General features: G+C 28.3%; 21 protein-coding genes, 1 tRNA gene and 1 pseudogene. All 23 read left to right on the top strand.

Features of this window, described 5'->3' with window-relative positions; all coding sequences use genetic code 11:
- Positions 1-57: 57 nt before the first annotated feature.
- Positions 58-133: transfer RNA gene (locus tag BMX03_RS02810), tRNA-Thr, on the top strand.
- A gap of 440 nt (positions 134-573) precedes the next feature.
- Positions 574-1428, top strand: a complete 855-nt coding sequence (gene panC / locus BMX03_RS02805; RefSeq protein ID WP_022228714.1) for a pantoate--beta-alanine ligase — start codon at positions 574-576, stop codon at positions 1426-1428.
- A gap of 2 nt (positions 1429-1430) precedes the next feature.
- Entirely contained in the window at positions 1431-1814 is a 384-nt protein-coding gene (panD, locus tag BMX03_RS02800) for an aspartate 1-decarboxylase (RefSeq protein ID WP_008539924.1), read from the top strand.
- Between the two features lie 152 nt (positions 1815-1966).
- Entirely contained in the window at positions 1967-2653 is a 687-nt protein-coding gene (locus BMX03_RS02795; RefSeq protein WP_008539925.1) for a GTP-binding protein, read from the top strand.
- A gap of 13 nt (positions 2654-2666) precedes the next feature.
- Entirely contained in the window at positions 2667-3683 is a 1017-nt protein-coding gene (locus tag BMX03_RS02790; protein WP_019000121.1) for an ATP-binding cassette domain-containing protein, read from the top strand.
- Positions 3684-3731: 48 nt separating this feature from the next.
- Positions 3732-4244, top strand: a complete 513-nt coding sequence (locus tag BMX03_RS02785) for a hypothetical protein (protein ID WP_091693646.1) — start codon at positions 3732-3734, stop codon at positions 4242-4244.
- 272 nt (positions 4245-4516) lie between these two features.
- Positions 4517-4741 carry a helix-turn-helix domain-containing protein gene (locus BMX03_RS02780; protein ID WP_177159342.1) on the top strand — a complete coding sequence of 75 codons (225 nt, stop codon included), beginning with the start codon at positions 4517-4519 and terminating at the stop codon, positions 4739-4741.
- Between the two features lie 173 nt (positions 4742-4914).
- A complete protein-coding gene (locus BMX03_RS02775; RefSeq protein ID WP_091693639.1) occupies positions 4915-5508 on the top strand; it encodes a TerD family protein in 594 nt (197 codons plus the stop codon).
- Between the two features lie 182 nt (positions 5509-5690).
- The gene (locus BMX03_RS02770) at positions 5691-6275 is read left to right on the top strand and encodes a TerD family protein (RefSeq protein ID WP_091693636.1); all 585 of its coding nucleotides are present in this window, start codon (positions 5691-5693) and stop codon (positions 6273-6275) included.
- 78 nt (positions 6276-6353) lie between these two features.
- Positions 6354-8987, top strand: a complete 2634-nt coding sequence (locus BMX03_RS02765; protein WP_233432693.1) for a calcium-translocating P-type ATPase, PMCA-type — start codon at positions 6354-6356, stop codon at positions 8985-8987.
- Between the two features lie 93 nt (positions 8988-9080).
- The gene (locus BMX03_RS02760; RefSeq protein WP_091693633.1) at positions 9081-10625 is read left to right on the top strand and encodes a serine/threonine-protein kinase; all 1545 of its coding nucleotides are present in this window, start codon (positions 9081-9083) and stop codon (positions 10623-10625) included.
- A gap of 188 nt (positions 10626-10813) precedes the next feature.
- A complete protein-coding gene (locus BMX03_RS02755) occupies positions 10814-12022 on the top strand; it encodes a zinc ribbon domain-containing protein (RefSeq protein WP_091693630.1) in 1209 nt (402 codons plus the stop codon).
- Between the two features lie 31 nt (positions 12023-12053).
- A complete protein-coding gene (locus BMX03_RS02750) occupies positions 12054-12575 on the top strand; it encodes a DUF805 domain-containing protein (RefSeq protein WP_255361398.1) in 522 nt (173 codons plus the stop codon).
- 37 nt (positions 12576-12612) lie between these two features.
- Complete coding sequence (locus BMX03_RS02745) at positions 12613-13014, top strand: hypothetical protein (protein ID WP_015562091.1); 402 nt, start codon at positions 12613-12615, stop codon at positions 13012-13014.
- A 36-nt stretch (positions 13015-13050) separates the two neighbouring features.
- The gene (locus BMX03_RS02740; protein ID WP_015562090.1) at positions 13051-13731 is read left to right on the top strand and encodes a DUF805 domain-containing protein; all 681 of its coding nucleotides are present in this window, start codon (positions 13051-13053) and stop codon (positions 13729-13731) included.
- Between the two features lie 15 nt (positions 13732-13746).
- Complete coding sequence (locus tag BMX03_RS02735) at positions 13747-14586, top strand: zinc ribbon domain-containing protein (protein WP_091693628.1); 840 nt, start codon at positions 13747-13749, stop codon at positions 14584-14586.
- Between the two features lie 233 nt (positions 14587-14819).
- Complete coding sequence (locus BMX03_RS02730) at positions 14820-14999, top strand: helix-turn-helix domain-containing protein (protein ID WP_230974266.1); 180 nt, start codon at positions 14820-14822, stop codon at positions 14997-14999.
- A 243-nt stretch (positions 15000-15242) separates the two neighbouring features.
- On the top strand, positions 15243-15473 hold the full coding sequence (locus BMX03_RS02725; protein WP_008539932.1) for a helix-turn-helix domain-containing protein: 231 nt from the start codon (positions 15243-15245) through the stop codon (positions 15471-15473).
- Positions 15474-15587: 114 nt separating this feature from the next.
- Positions 15588-16415, top strand: a complete 828-nt coding sequence (locus BMX03_RS02720) for an Mrp/NBP35 family ATP-binding protein (RefSeq protein WP_008539933.1) — start codon at positions 15588-15590, stop codon at positions 16413-16415.
- A gap of 97 nt (positions 16416-16512) precedes the next feature.
- Positions 16513-17580 carry an iron-containing alcohol dehydrogenase family protein gene (locus BMX03_RS02715; protein WP_091693625.1) on the top strand — a complete coding sequence of 356 codons (1068 nt, stop codon included), beginning with the start codon at positions 16513-16515 and terminating at the stop codon, positions 17578-17580.
- A 181-nt stretch (positions 17581-17761) separates the two neighbouring features.
- Positions 17762-18661: a LysR family transcriptional regulator gene (locus BMX03_RS02710; protein WP_008539935.1), complete on the top strand. Its 900-nt coding sequence runs from the start codon at positions 17762-17764 to the stop codon at positions 18659-18661.
- A 161-nt stretch (positions 18662-18822) separates the two neighbouring features.
- Positions 18823-19569, top strand: coding sequence for a methylenetetrahydrofolate reductase (locus tag BMX03_RS02705; protein ID WP_022228622.1), 747 nt, complete (start codon positions 18823-18825; stop codon positions 19567-19569).
- A 165-nt stretch (positions 19570-19734) separates the two neighbouring features.
- A pseudogene (locus BMX03_RS02700) lies at positions 19735-20270 on the top strand (hypothetical protein); the annotation flags it as partial.

The following is a 20270-nucleotide window of genomic DNA, read 5'->3' as shown; positions in this document are numbered from 1 at the left end:
ATATGAAGCAAATATTGACAATAAATTTAAAATATTTTATCATAAAAGAAAATTAATGCTGATATAGCTCAGTTGGTAGAGCAATGTATTCGTAATACATGGGTCGCAGGTTCAAATCCTGTTATCAGCTCCATTTTGACAGATAATATAATTAAAACTATAACAAAAAGCTACTTTATAATAATTATTATGATGAGTAGCTTTTTTTATTTAAATACTTGCAGTTGAATTTTTTCTGTGGTATTATGTGGTTCGTAACAAACAATAGTGAACAGTATCAATATATATTAATAATTTGAACTGTATCTTAGTTGTTTAATTTTAAATAAAATAATTTAATAAGGTAAAATTTAAAAAGAAAAAAGACGCTTGGATCACTAAGACCGAGACGAACTTGCAGAATTTTAAATATAAAATATAGTTGATGGATTTTTTGTTATGAAATCAAATCAATTATATTTAATCAATAGGGAAAGTGCATTTCGTGTCGAGATGTACTTTTTTTGTGCTTTTATGTAAGTTCATTACAGTCTCTTTTTGTTTGTTATAAGAACATTAAAGGAGAAGAAAAAAATGATTTTATGTCAAGATGTGGCTAAATTACGTGAATTAGTCGCTAATTTTAAGAAGGAAAACAAATCTATTGGTTTGGTACCAACTATGGGAGCATTGCATGAAGGTCATGCTTCACTTATTAATGCTTCAGCAAAAGAAAATGATATTACAATCGTCAGTGTGTTTGTAAATCCTACTCAGTTTGGGCCAAATGAAGATTATGAAGCTTATCCTCGTACTTTGGAAAATGACTGCATAGTAGCACAAAATGCAGGAGCAGATGTAGTATTTGCACCAAAAAATAAAGATTTATATCCTAATGAAGATATGACATGGGTAGAAGTTACAGGTGATGTCACAAAAGTTTTATGTGGCAGAACAAGACCTATTCATTTCCGTGGAGTTACTACAGTAGTTAGTAAATTATTTAATTTATCTCGAGCAGATAGAGCATATTTTGGCTTAAAAGATGCTCAGCAAACAGAAGTTTTACGCCGTATGGTGGATGATTTATTTTTCAATGTAGAACTTCGCATTATGCCTATCGTTCGTGAAGCTGATGGACTTGCTAAAAGTTCAAGAAATACTTATTTATCTCTAGAAGAAAGAAAATCTGCGTTGATTTTATCTAAAAGTTTAAAATTGGCAAAAGAAGCATTTACTAATGGTCAAAGAGATGTAGAAGCTATATTAAATTTAGTAAAAGATACTATACAGTTTGAAAAAACAAGTCAAATTGATTATGTAGAAATGTATAAATTGCCAGGATTAAAACCAGTAGGAAATAAAATTGAAGGCAGAGTATTATTAGCTTTAGCTGTAAAATTTGGTACAACTCGTTTAATAGATAATGTCATTTTGGAGGATAAATAATAATGTTATACAATATGTTTCATGGAAAAATTCATCGTGCTACAGTAACTCAAGCAAATTTAGAATATATGGGAAGCATCACTATCGATGAAGAGTTGTTAGAGCTTGCAGGTATTTTACCAGGAGAAAGAGTACAAGTAGTAAATAATAACAATGGTGCTAGATTAGAAACTTATACAATTGCAGGTAAACGTGGTAGCGGTGTGATTTGTTTAAATGGAGCAGCAGCACGTAAAGCACAAGTTGGCGATACAGTTATTATTATTGCTTATGCGATGATGACAAAAGAAGAAGCTCAAAATTTAGTACCAGATGTAGTCATGGTTGATGAACATAATCGACCAGTAAGAGTACGCGGTACAGAACTTGAAGGCGAAATTGGTTAATATATAATATTATTTTAAATAGAATTTTATAAAATAAGTAAAAATAGGTTGAGCATGGATTTATGAAAATAAAGTCTAAAGTGCTTAACCTATTTTTTTTTAGTTTATTGCTATATAATAAAATTTAGCAATTTATGATGGAGATGATTTTGGTGAAATTAATAACTTTAGCAGGGCCACCATCTGTGGGCAAAACTTCTGTAATTTTGCGATTAATAGAAGTATTACATAAAGAAAAGCAAAAAGCAGGCGTTATTAAATTCGATTGCTTGACGACCTTTGATAAAGAACCGTATGAAAAAGCGAATATACCAATACAGATTGGTTTATCAGGAAAATTTTGTCCAGACCATTTTTTTATCAGCAATATTGAAGAAGCTGTAGCTTGGGGAAAAAGTCAAAATTTAGATTATTTAATTACCGAAAGTGCAGGTCTTTGCAATCGCTGTTCACCATATATTCAAGATGTATTGGCTATTGGTGTAATAGATTGCTTATCAGGGATTAATACGCCGAGAAAAATTGGGCCAATGGTGAAATTTGCAGATGTAATAGTCATCACTAAAGGAGATATTATTTCTCAAGCTGAACGCGAAGTATTTATGTATAATGTCTATCAAGCAAATCCTAAGGCACAAGTTATTTTTATCAATGGCATAACTGGTCAAGGTGCATTTATGTTGAAAAAATATATAAATAAAATTGAAGATATAGATACATTAGAAGGAAAAAAATTGCGTTTTACTTCGCCGGCTGCTGTATGTTCATATTGTACAGATGAAATGCGTATTGGTGAAAAATATCAATTGGGCATGACTAAGAAAATGGAATTTAATTGATTAGGTGGAAATTATGGATTTTAAAGAATTTGTAGAAACTCACACAATTGGAGAAATAAAAAAAGCATATCCTCAAATTAAAGATTATTTGGATAATACAGGTCTATGGAATTTGCCAGATAATTTGACTTTTGCTAAGGCTTTTGAAGATATAGATGAAGAAGATTTATGGCAAGTTGGTATTCGTGATGGCAATATTGCTGATGAACTAAAAAAATATCTTTCAGCTATGCAGAATTTAGAAAATAAAGATGAAGTAAAAGTACATAAATTAACCATTAATGGTGGCAAAAATAAATTGGGCGAAGCTGAAAATATCCAAGTAGAGATTTTTGCAGGGCAAGTAATAAGTATTGTAGGGCCAACAGGTTCAGGAAAAAGTAGATTGCTTGCAGACATTGAATGTTTAGCACAAGAAGATACACCGACAAAACGACAGATTTTAATTGACGATGAAATTTTAGATGATGAAGCTAGATTTAATTTAGAAGGAAAATTAGTAGCTCAATTATCACAAAATATGAATTTTATCATGGATATTACTGTAGAAGATTTTTTGACTATGCATGCTAAAGTTCGTTTAGGTAAAGAAATAGAAAATGAAAAGGCTATAATCGCTAAATGTTTTTCTATGGCAAATGAATTAGCTGGCGAAAAATTTACTTTAGATACGAAAGTAACTCAATTATCCGGTGGTCAATCAAGGGCTTTGATGATAGCAGATGTGGCATGTATAAGTAGTTCACCAATTGTATTGATTGATGAAATTGAAAATGCAGGAATAGATAGACAAAAAGCTATAAAATGCTTAGCAAAAAGTGAAAAAATCGTCATTATGTCTACGCATGATCCATTATTGGCTTTAAATGCCGATAAACGCATTGTGATAAAAAATGGCGGAATTAGTAAAATTATAGAGACAACAGCAAAAGAAAAAGCTTGTATTGAAAAAATTCGCCAATTAGATGAAACTTTATTAAATATTAGAAGCAGATTGCGTTTAGGTGATTTGATAGAAAATATAAATTAATAATTGAAATATATAATAAGTATAATGAAAATAAAAGAGGTTAGTATTTTGAGATTTTTTATAAGTTCGATTGTTATTTGTTTAGGGATTATTTTTAGTAATATATTAAATGTAGAGGCTAGAATACCTTATACATATTTAAATATAGGAGGACTTACTCCTGACCAACAGATAGATTCTTGCTTTTATGTATATGGTAGACCAACAGCAAATTTGGCAGTGCGAAATTGCAATGGTTTTAATATAAATGAAGTAACTTATAATAGCGAATTAATGGTTTATTATATAAATGGCGGATATAATGAAAATGGCAGAATTAGAGCGATAATCTGTAATGAAGATAATATCACTACTAATTTGGGGATAAGAGTGGGCATGAACAAAAATGATGTATTATATGCTTATGGTGATCCTGATAGAAATTATAGAGAAACACAAGGGTCTACTTGGTGCTATTTAGCTGACAGTGAAGATCATCCGAATATGCCACTATATTTTTTCTTTGATAATAGAGAGGTTATTAAAACTATTGTTGTTGGTGATATAGGATATTATTATTGATAATTTTTATAATAATATTGAACTTGAATGTTTAGTTATTAAATTATTAGATAAGTTACCATAAGAAATTAGAGCTTTTAGGATTAATTTCCTAAAGGCTCTTTTATTATTTTTGTATAAATTTATACATATTGTTTTTTTATAATATTTTGGATGAGAAAAAATGTATTTTTTCAGATTAAATATATACTATTAGTGAATAAATTGACTTTGATAGTTTATAGATAAATATGCTTTAAAGTAAGATAATTATTTAGGGAGGTATGTTTATTATGAATGATGAGTTGGACAATAGATTGATAGGTATAAATATTGCTTATTATAGGAAATTGAAAAAATATACACAAATGAAACTAGCACAAGAAACAAATATTAGTTTAAGTTATATGGCAAAGATAGAAAGTGGTTTGGTAACAGGATGTGTATCTTTACCAGTATTGTATAAGATATCTAGAATTTTAGATGTTAGTTTAGATAAATTAGTGAAGAAAAACTAAAATGTAGAGGTTTAAAGAGAGAAAGTATCACTAAAAGGGAATATTTTTACTTTATAGGTTTATAGAAAAAAAACAGTATTTATATCATAATGGTTTTTATAAAATAATCCATATATTGAGTTGTTTTCATAGTAAATATTTAAAATATTATTGAATTAAAAGGAGGTTTAATTATGAGTGTAAATTTAAAAAAGGGACAAAGAGTTGAGCTGAAAAAAGAACAAGGTGGGAATTTGCATCGTGTAATGGTAGGTTTAGGATGGGATGCAGTAAAAAAAAGTAGTTTCTTTTTTTCTAATCCTATAGATATAGATTGTGATGCTACAGCTTTTTTATGTAAAAATGATAAATTAACAAGTATAGACGATATAGTTTATTTTGGTAATTTAAAACATTTTACGAATACTGTCATACATATGGGAGATAATCTTACAGGTGATGGTGATGGTGATGATGAACAAATTTTAGTTGATTTAGAAAGATTACCATTAGAATATAATAAAATTGTTTTTGTAGTGAATATATATAAAGCAAAAGAAAGAAATCAAGATTTTGGAATGATAAAAAATGCTTTTATAAGAATTTGTGATGGAGATACTGGTAAGGAATTTTGTAAATATAATTTATCAGAAAATTATTCGGGTATGACAGCTATGATATTTGGTGAATTATATCGTCATAATAATATATGGAAATTTAATGCAATTGGATTAGCAACAAAAGATAATGATATTGGTAGTTTAGCAAATAGATTTATAAATAATTAAAAATAGAGATTTATAAATAGTAAAAGAATGAAATTTAATAAGTATTATTTTTACTAAATGTATAAATATAAAATAATATTTATATACTTGTAATTATATATAGAAGTTTATCTAAATGGATTGATAATAATTTGTAATAGATATGATCTTAAATAATTTATAAATTATAGGAGGAATAAAAAATGGGAGTAAATTTATCAAAAGGACAACGTGTTAAGCTTGGAAAAGATATGCCATTAGCCTTGATAGGATTAGGATGGGATGTAAACAAATATGATGGTGGAAATGATTTTGATTTAGATGCATCTGCTTTTTTATTAGATTCAAATGGAAAAGTAAGAAATGATAGTGATTTTATTTTTTATGGAAATTTAAAACACTCTTCAGGATCTGTTTGTCATACTGGGGATAATAGAACTGGCGAAGGTGATGGAGATGATGAAGTTTTAATTATTGATTTTAGAAAAATTCCTAGTGATATTCAAAAAATTGCTATTACAGTAACTATTTATGAAGCAAAAGAAAGAAATCAGAATTTTGGACAAATATCTAATGCATATGTTAGAGTAGCAAGAATGGCTAATGAGAATGATTTAACAGGTATTGAAGAGTTAAGATTTGATCTTGTTGAGGATTTTTCAATAGAAACAGCATTAGTAGTTTGCGAAATATATAGAAATGGTTCTGATTGGAAATTTAATGCAGTAGGCGCTGGATATCAAGGTGGACTAGAAGCATTATGTAGAACATATGGAGTAAATGTTTAAAATAATAAATTAGTTTAGATGTGAAAGGGCGATTATTATCGCCTTTTTATATTAATTAGTAAAAAGAGGTAAAATACGTTGAATAATAAAAAAATATTGGGATTAAGTAACGAAGATGTAATAAAATCTAGAGAGAGATATGGAACAAATAAGATAAAAGAGGCAGAGCCTATTACTTTTTGGCAATATTTTCTAGAAGGATTTCAAGATCCAATGATTAAGATCTTATGTATAATTAGTTTAATTATGCTTATAATGTATTATCTGGGTTATAGCGATTGGTATGAACCAATAGGAACAATTATAGCGGTATTATTAGTTAACTTTGTTACAGCAAAAACAGGAACTAGCAATGATAAAGCTTATAAAAATTTAAAAGATAGTCAAAAAAAAGATACTGCAAAAATAATTCGTAATAGTAAGTTAATACAAATAGAAATAGATGATATTGTAGTTGGTGATATAATTTTATTACAAACGGGTGATAAAATTTTAGCAGATGGTATTTTAATTGATGGAAAGATTTCTGTAGATAATAGTTCTTTAAATGGGGAAGCTGAAGAATGTAAAAAAATAGCAGCACCTGAAACATATGAGTTAGTAAAAGAAATTACAGGAGATACATTTGTAGATAAACATAGTTTATTTAGAAATACTGTTGTGGTTGATGGCGAAGGATATATGGAAGTAAAAGCTGTAGGGGAAAAAACTATGGCGGGAAAAATGGCTGAAGATATGAAAGATGATGAACCGGATAGTCCATTAAAAGTAAAATTAACTAAATTAGCAGGACAGATTTCTAACTTTGGGTATGTTGGTTCTATTGTAATAGCTTTAGCTTATTTAATACATTATATTATATTGGCAGGAGGTATTTCTGCATATTTAAATGAGGATTTAGGCACAATTTTAGTTGGTATAGTAAATGCTGTAGCTATTGCTGTTACAATAATTGTGTGTGCGGTACCAGAAGGTTTACCATTAGTAATAGCTTTAGTATTAATGCAAAATACTGGGAAATTATATAAAGCAAATGTTTTAGTGCGTAAATCAATAGGTATAGAAACAGCAGGAAGTTTAAATATATTATTTTCAGATAAAACAGGAACAATAACAAAAGGAAAATTAGAAGTAGTAGAAGTTTTAGATGGAAATGGTAAGATTATTGACACTGAAAAAAATAAATATATTATAGAAACTCTTATAGAAGGAATAGCCAATAATACATCTGCTGAATTTGATATTAATGATAATGTTGTTGGTGGAAATATGACAGATAAAGCATTAATATCTTTTATTGGTAAAAATAAATATTATGATAATAAATTTAGAATAGTTAATAAGCAAGAATTTAATAGTGCGAATAAGTTTAGTCAAACAGAATATATTAATAGAGAAAATCATTATATAACGGGATATAAAGGGGCTCCAGAAGTATTATTGGCAAATGCCAAAAATTATATGAATGATAATGGAGAAATATTACCTATAGATATGATTAGCTTGAATTCTAAAATTGATGAATTGGCTAATAGAGGTATGAGAATTTTGTGTTTTGGATATAGCTTAAAATCTTTAACAGAAAATAAAATAAATGATGATATTGTAGTTACAGCATTAGTAGCTATTAGAGACGATGTGAGATTAGAAGCTAAAGAAGCTATAAAAGAAGTACAAAATGCAGGTATTCAAGTAGTAATGATTACTGGAGATAGAAAAGAAACAGCAATAGCAATAGCAAAAGAAGCAGGACTATATTCTAGTAATAATGGAGATTTAGCTTTAACATCAAAAGAATTAAATAAAATGTCAGATGAAAAAATAAAAGAAATTTTACCAAAATTGAGAGTAATAGCAAGAGCTTTACCAACAGATAAAAGTAGAATGGTTAAAATTTGTCAGAGTATGAATTTAGTAGTAGGTATGACGGGTGATGGTGCAAATGATGCTCCTGCGCTTAAAGCAGCAGATGTAGGTTTTGCTATGGGATCAGGAACAGATGTTGCTAAAGAGGCTAGTAAATTAGTTATTTTAGATGATAATTTTAATTCTATAAAAAATGCGGTTTGGTATGGAAGAACATTATATAATAATATTCTTAAATTCTGTAAGATGCAGTTAACAATAAATGTAGCAGCAGTTGTTGTTTCTGCTATTTGTCCTTTTATTGGAATTGAAGCGCCATTAAAAGTGACACATTTATTATGGATTAATTTATGTATGGATGCATTAGCATCATTAATGTTTGCAGGAGAACCTGCTTTAAAAAAATATATGAAGGCTAAACCAAGAAGAAGAGATGAGAACATTATTTCGAAAGAAATGGCAATGCAAATTGGCATTATGGGAGGATGGTTGACACTAATAAGTATTTTGTGGTTTAAATTATCATTTGTTTCTACGTATTTTGATACAGAGGCAGAATTTTATACAGGATTTTTCTGTATGTTTGTATTTGCGTTTATGTTTAATGCTTTTAATGTTAGAACAAAATCACTTAATATATTTGAACATATCAAAGAAAATCCAGCATTTATTAAGATTTGGATTTTAATAATAGGAGTACAGATTATATTAGTTTCTATGGGTGGAATTATTGGTGAGATTTTTAGTTGTGAAAAATTTTCATGGATAGGATGGTGTATAGTTATAATTTTTGCATTTACAATGTATCCAATAGACTTAATAAGAAAACTTTTATTTAATAAATAATTTTTTATAAGATAGACCGCCAATATATTATTGGCGGTCTATTTTTCTTTTGCTAAAATATATTTATAAATTTATTTGATAGAAGGTTAATATATGAGTGATTTTGTCAAGCAGTTTATAAATGATAAATATAAACAAATAGATATTTGGAAGGAAAGTGATAAGAGTAAGATTGTTTTGGCATATGATGAGTCAGATAGACAAGTATATGTTATAAAATATTTAAAAAATAAAGATGTTCCTTATCAGGAATTGAAAAAGATAGATAATAGGATACTTCCTAAGATTTATTATATTTTTGATGGTGATGAAGAAATAATTTTAGTGGAAGAATATATCTGTGGCATAACTTTAAATGAATTAATAGAGCAAAAAAAATATATATCTGATGAAGAAATACAAGATATTTTAGTACAATTATGTAAGGGATTGAAGAATTTACATCAAAGGGATATTATTCATCGTGATATAAATTTGAATAATATTATGCTTACAAATGATGGTGTTGTTAAGTTGGTGGATTTTGATACAGTGCGTATTTTTAAGTATGACCAGAATTTTGATACAACATATTTGGGGACAAAAGGCTTTGCACCACCGGAACAATATGGTTTTAGTCAAACTGATGCTAGAACAGATATATATGCTTTAGGTATGACGATAAAAAAATTACAGCCCAAATCTAATTTACTACAAAAGATAATAACGAAAGCAACACAATTAGACCCAGAAAATCGCTATCAATATGTAGAGGAAATTTTAAATGAAATTGAAGATGAATATAAATTTGAGCAAAAACAGAATAAATTGACTTTAAAGCAAATAGAAATAATGTTGAATGATAAATTTAACTTATTTGAAATACCTATGCCTGTACAAGAAAAAGATTATCCGTTTGATTTTAATAAGATACCTTTTTATACTCCAATCAGTATGGTTGATGATTTAGATTATGAAAGTGTAGAAGAAGCTCAAAAGGCTATGATAGAGGATTTTGAGAACAATGTATTTTCTTTAATGAAAGAATATATCAAGGATATATTAGAAACATATAAAATCTATCAGTTAAAGAAATATTATACGTACTGTGAAAATGAGCAGAATTATTATTTTAAAGTAAATAAAGAAATAGAGCGTATTATAAATTTGATGGTAAAACGATTTAAATTGGATTTGCCGGAGTATTTAAAGCATTTTAATTATGTGCCTAGTTTTACTAGACTTTCAGGAAAACAAGATGAACAGATGTATCATCTTTGTCAGTTAAAGCATTTAGAAGAAACAAATTATGTAGAAGAGATAAAAAGAGAATTTAAAGATAGAACATTAGCTTATGATGCTGAGAGATTTTTTATATATGTAACGCAATACTTAAAAAAAGATATAAACTTAGAAGAATTGACGATAGTTGATGACAAGACAAATGAAGAAAAAAAGGTCTATCATTTTAATTTTGATACTTTAGCACAATGTTTCTTTGAAGAATTAATGAAAAGCACTGATTTTATCATTAAAGATAATCCTTTTTTACAAGAAGATGTAGAAGGCGTATTGATTAAGTATTATTTACCAGAATTAAAAGAGGCTTTAAAAGCAAAGACTAATGAAATCATGACGTTTTTAAAAGAATATAACTAAATTTAAATTATGATAAATAGCCTTAGATATTAGTATCTTAAAGGCTATTTTTTTATGTAAAATGGCTTAAATTGTTACTATTAATATGAAAAAGCAGTTAAATTATCCCTATGGGACAACAAAGAAAGTTCTATTTTTATTATATTGTTATTAAAGATTAATACATATTATAAAAGGAGCGAATATTTATGTTTAAGTATTGTACAAATTGTGGTAGCAAGATGCCAGCAGATAATTTATTTTGTACTAATTGTGGTATGAAATTTAATCAAGAGAATAATTATGATGTAAATCTACAAAATAATTTTAATACTCCAGTACAAAATACTAATTATCAGCAAAATGCAAATAGAATGGTTAACACTAATATGCAGATGAGAGCACAGAATAATTATCCAAGTGCAAATAATTATCAGCAAAATCAGATGCAGCAACATAATCAAATGATAAATAATCAAGCAATGAATAATAATCAAATGGGTATGAACGAATTTAACATTGGTAAAAATTATTTGCAAATGAATATGCCTTTGCCAAATTATGCGCAAGCTATAAATTATCTGCAAAAAGCAGTGAATATGGGAGTGAAAGAAGCTTCTATTTATTTGATGATTGCACATCTTTATCAAAATATTGATATGTTAAAACAAAATAGTATGTATATAGCAGAACATACGAATGGAATGAACTATATTCAGCCAATGCAAAATGCAAATTATGGTAATAATTTCGCAAATGGATTAAATGGTAATATGATGGCAAATAATTTTAATAATAGAGCGAATAATATGCCAAATAATCAAGCAATGGCTAATCAACAAATGCCTAATAATATGAATAATAACCAAAACAATCAAGAAAGTGGTTTAAAAACTTTTGGCAAATATGCAGCAGCTGCTGCTGTAGGGGCGATGGCTAGTTCTCTTTATCATAATGCAACAGCGGAAGCTTCTAGTGGTCATCAGAGTTCTTCATCTAGTACAGAACAACCAGCACCAACAGAATACATTCCAAATGAAGTAACTCAGCCAGTCCAAGATTATATCGACCCAATGTACGCAAATCCAGTTGATAATATTCAAGCTTATAGTGAGCAAGTAGTGCCAGATATGAATAATGTGGTAGCACCTGAAATCATGAATAGTAATGTAGTGGATAATATCCAAGCTTATGATGAAAATATTATTCCTGATAATATGCAAAATAATAATGAAATACAAAGTAGTGAAGAAATGCTACAAGAAAATCCTGTAGATAGTATTCAAGCTTATGATGAAACTAATACTCAAGATGATACATCAAATAGTGAAGACACATCGGCAGATTATGAAGAAGAATACACAGAAGAAGACTCTTTTGGCAATTTTGATGATGAGGATGAAGATAGCTTCTTTTGATTATTAATCGTCAAAATGAGAGGTGAGCATTATGCAAAATTTATATTGCCCTAAATGTGGTCAAAATTTAAACGGAAATACTAATTTAAAATTTTGCCCTAAATGTGGAGCAAAAATACAAACTAATATTTCTGGGAATAATAAAAAACAAGATGATATAGATAAACTGATGAATTCAGATTTTATACAAATGATAAAGCGAGATTATTTTTCTTATACAGGAAGACTAAATCGTAAAACCTATTTTATACGCAGTTTAGTTTTAGTTGTTATAGAATGTATACTTTTTGTGTTAATTGATGAATTAGATACTAGGTCAGATGATTTTAGTTTAATCTTGATGTTATTGAGCTTTATACTTTTATGTTTATGTATAGTAGCTGATTTTATGCTGGATATGAGAAGATTTCATGATTTGGATAAATCGGGATATTTTGCTTTATTATCACTTATACCAGCGATAACACCTTTTCTGTATTTATATTTATTTTTGATGCCAGGTACAAAAGGTGCTAATCAATATGGCAATGATCCTTTAGAAAATACGTACTGATTAATAGTTGTTGATAGTAAAATGAGGAGCGATTTTTATGCATAGATTAAAACAGAGATATTTAATGGTATTCATAGCGTTACTTACTTTATCTAGTGTGATGTTTTCTGGTTGTAGTTTATTGGAAGATAAACATGTAACTTTAGTCAAAGAGGGTACAATGGAAATTGTTCCTAATGTAAAAATAGGTAAGGCTTTTGACCAATTTTTCAGTGATGGTAAATGGGAGTATTTTGTAGCTACAGATAATTCAAAAGTTGTAGAGTTCACAGGTACATGTCGTTGGCAGGATAAACCAGCAAAAGCTAAAGTCCAATTTGTGATTTTAAATGACACTAGATTTCAGCTTTGGACGATTGAGATAAATGGCGACAATATGCGTGATTCTGATGCTATCGCTGTAATGAAGAAGATATTAACTCAATATCATGCAAAGTAAATTTAAAATTAAAACGTACAGAAATGAGGAATAGATATGAATATTTGTAGACAATGTCAAAAACAATTTGATGATAACGTGCTTTTTTGTCCAAGTTGTGGCAATAAATTAGAAAAACAAAATCTACAAGTAGCAAATAATATTATTTGTCAAAAATGTGGAAATACTTTAACTGGTGCAGATAAATTTTGCCCTAAATGTGGTGAAAAAACGCCAGCATTTTATCAGACACCAATGGTCAATAATATGAATACTAATGTAGTAAATAATAATCAACCAATACAGTCAGTAAATCAGTCATATCAGCAAAATATGAATACAAATTTTAATGTAAATAATAATAGTGCTGATGGTATTTTAAATAAAATAAAAAATGAATATTTTTGTTTTGAAGGTAGAATAAATAGAAAATTTTATATAACACGTAGTTTGATAATCGCAGTTGTAGTAATGGTACTTTATTTTATCATCTATGCAGCGACAACAGATATTTTTGGTATAATGTCCGATTTTGGCATGATGTTAACTTTAATAGTGCAATTAGTGGGAACTGTAGCTGGTATATCTTTAAACATTAGAAGATTTCATGATTTTAATAAATCAGGCTGGTGGATATTGATTTTTATGGTACCATTTGTAAATCTTTATTTTAGCATTAAATTATTATGTATTAGAGGCGATGTGGGTACTAATAATTATGGAGCAGACCCATTTTGATGAGAGGTAAATAAAATGAGTAAATTTTGTTTTAAATGTGGTACCCTAGTTAATGATGGTGAAAAATTTTGCCCTAAATGTGGTACTAATTTAGGAGTATCAACAAGTCCACAGATACAGCCAAATGTAAATAAGAATATAAATAGTAATAATATAAACAATAACAATAGTGATAATAATAAAATGAAAATAGTAATAGCTATTGCAATTGTAGTCGTTATCGTTGTAGGCAGTGGTCTGGGATATTTTCTTTATCAAAAACATGAAAAAGATACGCAAATAAATACAAATACTAATACATTGGTGGAAACGGCAAAAGCTACTGATGATACGTATCAACAGCAAAAACAAGATGATGAAAATCTAAAAAAAGCTAATGATATATTAAAAAATAAAAATACTAATTATAAAGTCAGTGCTGTATCGACAATTGATGATAATGGTTTCTTTGGTTTGATGACAGGAAAGGGATTGAGATTTGTCATTTATGATAAAAAAGATGATATGATAGCTACTATTCCTTTTGATAAAGAATTATTAAATCCTAAAAAGTATGCTAATACAGATAGAGCACTCTATTTTGATATGAGTGTAGAATATGATAATGTAAATAGCAAAGATAAAAAAGCTGGATACTGGAGTGGTTCTACACATACCATTCCTATAGAAATCTATAGTGAAGAAAAAGATGGTGTTTTATCTCCTTTGGGAATTATGACTTATTATGGAAATAACAAAGGAAAATACGATGAGTATTTGTATGAAATGCAAAATGTTAATTTAGCTAATTTAGTAATTCTTCATGGCGATGGTTTGAGAGTGGATATCACAAATAGAAATATAGACCTTCCATAAATAGAAAATATTTATCATAGGGATTGTACTTATATTAACTTAATAAATATGAATATAGGTACAATCTTTATGAAAAACTTACATATTAAGGCATAACTAATACTAATAAGGTGATTATTGGTATGAATATGAATTGTAAATATCTTAGATAATGAGATAATTTTATTAGTATGTATGAGAGGGGTAATATTTTTGTGTTTGAATCTGAATATAGACAAATTGGAGCTAAGATAATGTATTTTCGAAAGATGAAGAAATACACACAAGAAGAATTGGCGTTTAGAGCGTCAATTAGTGCCTCATATTTATCAAGAATAGAACGTGGTGTTTATAAAAAAGGTTTGCCAATATCTACACTTATGAAGATTGCTAAAGCTTTGGAAGTCGAATTAAGTGCCATTTTTGAAAAATGATGATAGCTGATAAAAATAAAATAATATATACATAAAAAAGCAATATCTGTTGTTGAAGGTTAAAACTATAGATATTGCTTTTTGTTTGTAAATATAAATAAATGATATTTTTTTTATTTTATAAATTGGGATAATTAAGCTGAAAAAATAACTAAATAATCCATTTTATTGTCCTGCTAGTACAACTAAATTGATAAATTTTTCGCTAGAATAAATTTAAAGAATATAGCAGAAGGTGATTTTATGGTAGATTTTTCAGCACAATATAGATTGATTGGGGCAAGAATAGCTTATTTTCGCAAATTAAAAAGATATACACAAGAAGAATTAGCATTTAGAGCTTCAATAAGTACATCATATTTATCAAGAATTGAAAGAGGAATTTATAGTAAAGGAGTACCGATATCTACATTAATGCAAATAAGTAAAGCTTTGGATATTGATATTAAATTATTATTTGAAGAAAAAATTTAGCCCAAAATTCAGAGAAAAGTAAATAAAAAATATAGAAAGATATAATAGCTTTAAACTCAAAAAAGATATGATATAATATAGATTAATATCTTATGTAGAAGGTGGCTATTTATAATGAGCGAAAATTGTAATCATGATTGTGCAAGTTGCGGTACAACTTGTGGAGAACGTACAGCTCCTCAAAGTTTATTAGCACCAAACAATCCAAGTTCAAATATTAAAAAAGTAATTGCTGTAATGAGTGGTAAAGGTGGCGTTGGTAAATCCTTAGTTACTTCTATGATGGCAGTAACGATGCAACGTCGTGGTTATAAAACAGCAATTTTAGATGCTGATATCACAGGTCCATCTATACCAAAAGTGTTTAATCTTAAAGAAAAAGTAACAGGAACACAAGAAGGCATGACACCAGCACAGACAAAAACTGGTATAAAAATCATGTCTACAAATTTGATTTTAGATAATGAAACAGATCCTGTTGTTTGGCGTGGCCCTATTATTGGTGGAGTAGTAAAACAATTTTGGAGCGATGTAAACTGGGGTGAAGTAGATTATATGTTTGTGGATATGCCTCCAGGAACAGGTGATGTACCACTTACTGTATATCAATCTTTGCCAGTTGATGGTATTATCGTAGTTACAACACCACAAGAACTCGTATCTATGATTGTAGAAAAAGCTGTGAATATGGCTGGATTACTCAGCGTGCCAATTATTGGTATTGTAGAAAATATGTCTTATTTTGTTTGCCCTAATTGCAATGAAAAACATTATATTTTTGGTAAATCAAAAGTTGAAGAAGAAGCTAATAAATATGGTATAAAACATACAGCTACACTTCCAATAAATCCAAGTTTAGCTCAAAAATGTGATGAAGGTAGTTTTGAAACTTTTGAAGGCGATTTTTTAAATTCTTTAGGTAGCATTTTAGAAGGAAAATAATTCATAAAAATAGAATTTAATAAGTAAACTAAAAAGTCTTTCTGTTTAAGCAGAAAGACTTTTTTTATAAAAAATATTTAAGATTAGAGGGAGTAAAATGAGTCAGCAAGTATATTTACCAAGTTATAGCATTGGTGAAGATGTATATAAGAGAGTACCTCAAATCTGCAGTAATTATGGCAAAACGGCGATTGTAATTGGTGGTGAAATTAGTTTAAGTAAAGTAAAAGATAAATTACTTACTGCAATGAAGGGGACAGATATAAAATTATTGGATTTTATTTGGTATAGAGGTAATGCTACACGAGAAAATATTGAGCGATTAAAAAATATGAAAACAGTGCAAATGGCAGATATGATATTTGCTGTTGGCGGTGGTAAAAGTATGGATACATGCAAAGCTTTAGCAGATATGCTGAAAAAGCCAGTATTTACATTTCCGACAATAGCATCAAATTGTGCTCCTGTTACAGCTTTATGCATTTTATATGGCAAAGATAAAGTAGAATTTTATGATGCACAAAAACCGGCTATTCATTGTTTTATAGATACAAAAATCATAAGTAATGCACCTATAAAATATTTGCGTGCTGGCATTGGTGATGCTTTATCTAAACAATATGAAGTTTGTTTTAATACAAGAGGTAGAGTTTTAAATCACACAAATAATTTAGGGGTGCAGATAGCAAAAGATTGCTCAGAAAGATTACTAAAATATGGAGTAAGGGCAGTAGATGATGCTCAAAAAAATATCGTATCTGATGAATTTATCCAGACTGTATTGACTATTATTGTAAATACAGGATTAGTTTCTGTTTTAGTAAATTTAAATTATAATAGCAGTTTGGCTCATTCACTTTATTTAGCGAGTGTGAAAATACCAGATTGTAAAGGTCATATGCATGGTGAGATTGTCAGTTTAGGTGTATTATTATTGCTACTTGTAGATAAGCAATTAATACAGGCAGAGAAAGTATATGATTTTAATCAGAAATTAGATTTACCTACTTCTTTAATGAATTTAGGAATAAAAGATGTAAAGCAAATAATTGATTTAATTTTACAAGATAAATATTTAAGTTTTGCTCCATATAATATCACAAAAGAGATGATAAAAGAAGCAATAGATATGCTCGAAGCCTTAAAGCACAAGAAAACTTTTTGAGTTCTAAAATATTTTGATATATAATATATGTATTGGTTTTTCACGAAAGTTGTAAGATAAGTAATAGATTATTTTTTATCAAGAATGAGAAAAAATATTTTGCAGTAGTGAGTGTACTCTGATTGTGATATACTAATAAAAGATTAAGTTATTACGCCATTAATAATAGAAAGGGATTTGCATGATAGAATTACCAAGCATTCAACAATTAGAAAATTTTATTATTTATAGCAAAGTAAAAGATATAGCAACGGCAGCTAGAGAAGCAAATGTTACTCGTTCGGCATTTAGTTTTCAAATGAAAAAATTGGAAGAAATAGTTGGTACTCAATTAGTTGTTCACGGAGAAAATACAATAGAACTTACTAAAGAAGGTCAAATCTTCTTAGCTAAAGCGGAAAAAATCGTATCGGAATTAAAACAATCTTTAAGTGAAATGAAAAAATTAGCAGGAGAAGAAGTTTCTTTATCTGTAGGTGCGTTGATGTCTTTAGGCGATGTATTTATCAATCAGCACTTAATTTATTTTAAAAAATACAACACTAATATAAAGATTAATGTTTATAATTTAGAAGCAAAAGAATTGATAAATCAGTTAGAAGCAGATAAATTAGATATAGTATCATCATTTTCCTTAAAGGATTTACAAGATGATGAGTATGAAAATATATTTTTCTGTGATGAAGAAATGGTTTATTATGCGCCAAATATTGAGCATTTAGGTAATATCATCAATGTAGAAGAAATCGCTCAATATCCAATGGTACAGTATTCTCCATATTATTTAATGAATTCTACTATAAAGAATTATTTTAGTAAATTAGGTTGTCATCCTCAAGTAGAAGCTTGGTTTGCTACTCCATATGCGATTATGCATTATTGTCAACAAAATCAGGTGGGGGCTGTATTGCCAAAACGCTTGTTAAATGCTATGGGCTTTTTTGATGGTTATTATGATATAGAACCAGATTTTACTTTAAAATGCCATCTATTGTATAAAAAAACAAATCCAAAATATAAATATATAAAGATTTTCATTGATTATATCAATACTTTATATAATAAAAATAACAATAATTGAGTTTAGTGTATGCAGGATAATTGAAAATATTAATTAAAATCGTCAGTGTAAAAAGCTGACGATTTTTTATTATAAAATGTATGATTTTATCGTTGAAATGAATAAATTTGTGTTATAATAATAAACTATAATGTAATGATGTTAATCTAGGAAGTGATTTTATGACAAGAATTTCAGTTGAATTAGTACCAAGAGATATTGAAGTATTAAAAGAAGAAGTAAAAACAATAAAAGAAAAATTAAGCGATGTTGATTTCATTAATATTCCAGATTTGTTGAGTTGTGATACTAGAAGTTGGGACGGAGCAAATATTGCAAAAGCTTATTTCGATGATGTAGTACCACATCTAAGAGCGATGGATTTTGATTTTACAAAAGAGTTACCGATAAAAGATAAATTGAGAGAATATAATATAAAAGAAGTTCTTGTTGTAGAAGGTGACCCACCACAAAGTATGCTTTATCAAGTATATCCAACAATAAGTACAGATATTATTAAAAAATTTAGTGAAGAAATGCCGGAAATTACAGTATATGCAGGAATTGACCAATATCGCAGTAGTATGAAAGAAGAAGAATATCGCATTCGCCGTAAGCAATTAGCTGGAGCAAAAGGATTTTTTACACAACCATTTTTTGATATGCGTTATTTAGAAATGTATGCAGACCTTTTAGATGGTTTAGATATTTATTGGGGAGTTTCTCCAGTTTTATCCGAACGCTCTGTAAGTTATTGGAGAAATAAAAACAATGTTATTTTTCCAAAGGACTTTGAACCAACATTAGAATGGAATATAGAATTTGCTAGTAAAGTGATAGATTTTGCTCGCAAACATAATCATAATGTTTATTTAATGCCAATAAAAGCAAAAATAATGCCATACTTAGAAGGTGTTTTCGCTAAATAATAAATCTAAAAGCTGTGAAATAAATTTTTTTCACAGCTTTTTTTATTTACAATTGAATTCTATAATAGTCATATAAAAAACTGAAAATTAAGTAAAAACTTAAAATTTTTTATAGTATGATAAATTTTTATTATGATATTGAATTTGGGAAATGAGGAAAGTGTTATGTTTAAGATTTTAAATAAGAAAGTTTTACATGAAAATATTTTACAATTTACTTTAGAAGCTCCTTTGATAGCGAGAAAAGCAGAGCCTGGTCAATTTGTGGTGTTAAGAGTTAATGAATATGGAGAGCGAGTACCATTAATTATTGTTGATTTTGATAGAGAAAAAGGAACTATAGATATTATTTTTATGGTAATAGGTGCTTCAACTACTGTATTAGCATCATTAAATGCAGGCGATAGTATTTTAGACTTAGTTGGTCCTTTGGGTAAAAAAACAGATATTAGACCTGATATGGGAACTGTAGTTTGCATAGGTGGTGGTATAGGTGTTGCTCCAATTTATCCTATTGCTAGAAAGATGAAACAAGTGGGCAATCATGTGATAACAATTATGGGAGCAAAAAATAAAGATATTTTGAAAGATGAAATGGAAAAAATATCTGATGAAGTTATTGTTACCAAATGCGAGCGTAAAGCCCCTAAATTTATTTATGGGGATATAAGCTCGCTAAAAAACAATGATTCGATATCATT

This window comes from Megamonas sp. Calf98-2, from assembly GCF_900110235.1.
Taxonomy (GTDB): domain Bacteria; phylum Bacillota; class Negativicutes; order Selenomonadales; family Selenomonadaceae; genus Megamonas; species Megamonas funiformis.
The sequence above is the reverse complement of the archived record's forward strand: the minus strand, read 5'-3'. Positions and strand labels throughout refer to the sequence as shown.

What these genes read in the sequence shown, in the direction of transcription:
- BMX03_RS02775 (WP_091693639.1), top strand. Translation starts at nt 4,915, where the DNA reads ATGAGTGTAAATTTAAAAAAGGGACAAAGAGTTGAGCTGAAAAAAGAA.
- BMX03_RS02705 (WP_022228622.1), top strand. Translation starts at nt 18,823, where the DNA reads ATGACAAGAATTTCAGTTGAATTAGTACCAAGAGATATTGAAGTATTA.
- BMX03_RS02740 (WP_015562090.1), top strand. Translation starts at nt 13,051, where the DNA reads ATGAATATTTGTAGACAATGTCAAAAACAATTTGATGATAACGTGCTT.
- BMX03_RS02735 (WP_091693628.1), top strand. Translation starts at nt 13,747, where the DNA reads ATGAGTAAATTTTGTTTTAAATGTGGTACCCTAGTTAATGATGGTGAA.
- BMX03_RS02745 (WP_015562091.1), top strand. Translation starts at nt 12,613, where the DNA reads ATGCATAGATTAAAACAGAGATATTTAATGGTATTCATAGCGTTACTT.
- BMX03_RS02780 (WP_177159342.1), top strand. Translation starts at nt 4,517, where the DNA reads ATGAATGATGAGTTGGACAATAGATTGATAGGTATAAATATTGCTTAT.
- BMX03_RS02760 (WP_091693633.1), top strand. Translation starts at nt 9,081, where the DNA reads ATGAGTGATTTTGTCAAGCAGTTTATAAATGATAAATATAAACAAATA.
- panC (WP_022228714.1), top strand. Translation starts at nt 574, where the DNA reads ATGATTTTATGTCAAGATGTGGCTAAATTACGTGAATTAGTCGCTAAT.
- BMX03_RS02730 (WP_230974266.1), top strand. Translation starts at nt 14,820, where the DNA reads ATGTATTTTCGAAAGATGAAGAAATACACACAAGAAGAATTGGCGTTT.
- BMX03_RS02720 (WP_008539933.1), top strand. Translation starts at nt 15,588, where the DNA reads ATGAGCGAAAATTGTAATCATGATTGTGCAAGTTGCGGTACAACTTGT.
- BMX03_RS02725 (WP_008539932.1), top strand. Translation starts at nt 15,243, where the DNA reads ATGGTAGATTTTTCAGCACAATATAGATTGATTGGGGCAAGAATAGCT.
- BMX03_RS02710 (WP_008539935.1), top strand. Translation starts at nt 17,762, where the DNA reads ATGATAGAATTACCAAGCATTCAACAATTAGAAAATTTTATTATTTAT.
- BMX03_RS02770 (WP_091693636.1), top strand. Translation starts at nt 5,691, where the DNA reads ATGGGAGTAAATTTATCAAAAGGACAACGTGTTAAGCTTGGAAAAGAT.
- BMX03_RS02750 (WP_255361398.1), top strand. Translation starts at nt 12,054, where the DNA reads ATGCAAAATTTATATTGCCCTAAATGTGGTCAAAATTTAAACGGAAAT.
- BMX03_RS02755 (WP_091693630.1), top strand. Translation starts at nt 10,814, where the DNA reads ATGTTTAAGTATTGTACAAATTGTGGTAGCAAGATGCCAGCAGATAAT.
- panD (WP_008539924.1), top strand. Translation starts at nt 1,431, where the DNA reads ATGTTATACAATATGTTTCATGGAAAAATTCATCGTGCTACAGTAACT.
- BMX03_RS02790 (WP_019000121.1), top strand. Translation starts at nt 2,667, where the DNA reads ATGGATTTTAAAGAATTTGTAGAAACTCACACAATTGGAGAAATAAAA.
- BMX03_RS02715 (WP_091693625.1), top strand. Translation starts at nt 16,513, where the DNA reads ATGAGTCAGCAAGTATATTTACCAAGTTATAGCATTGGTGAAGATGTA.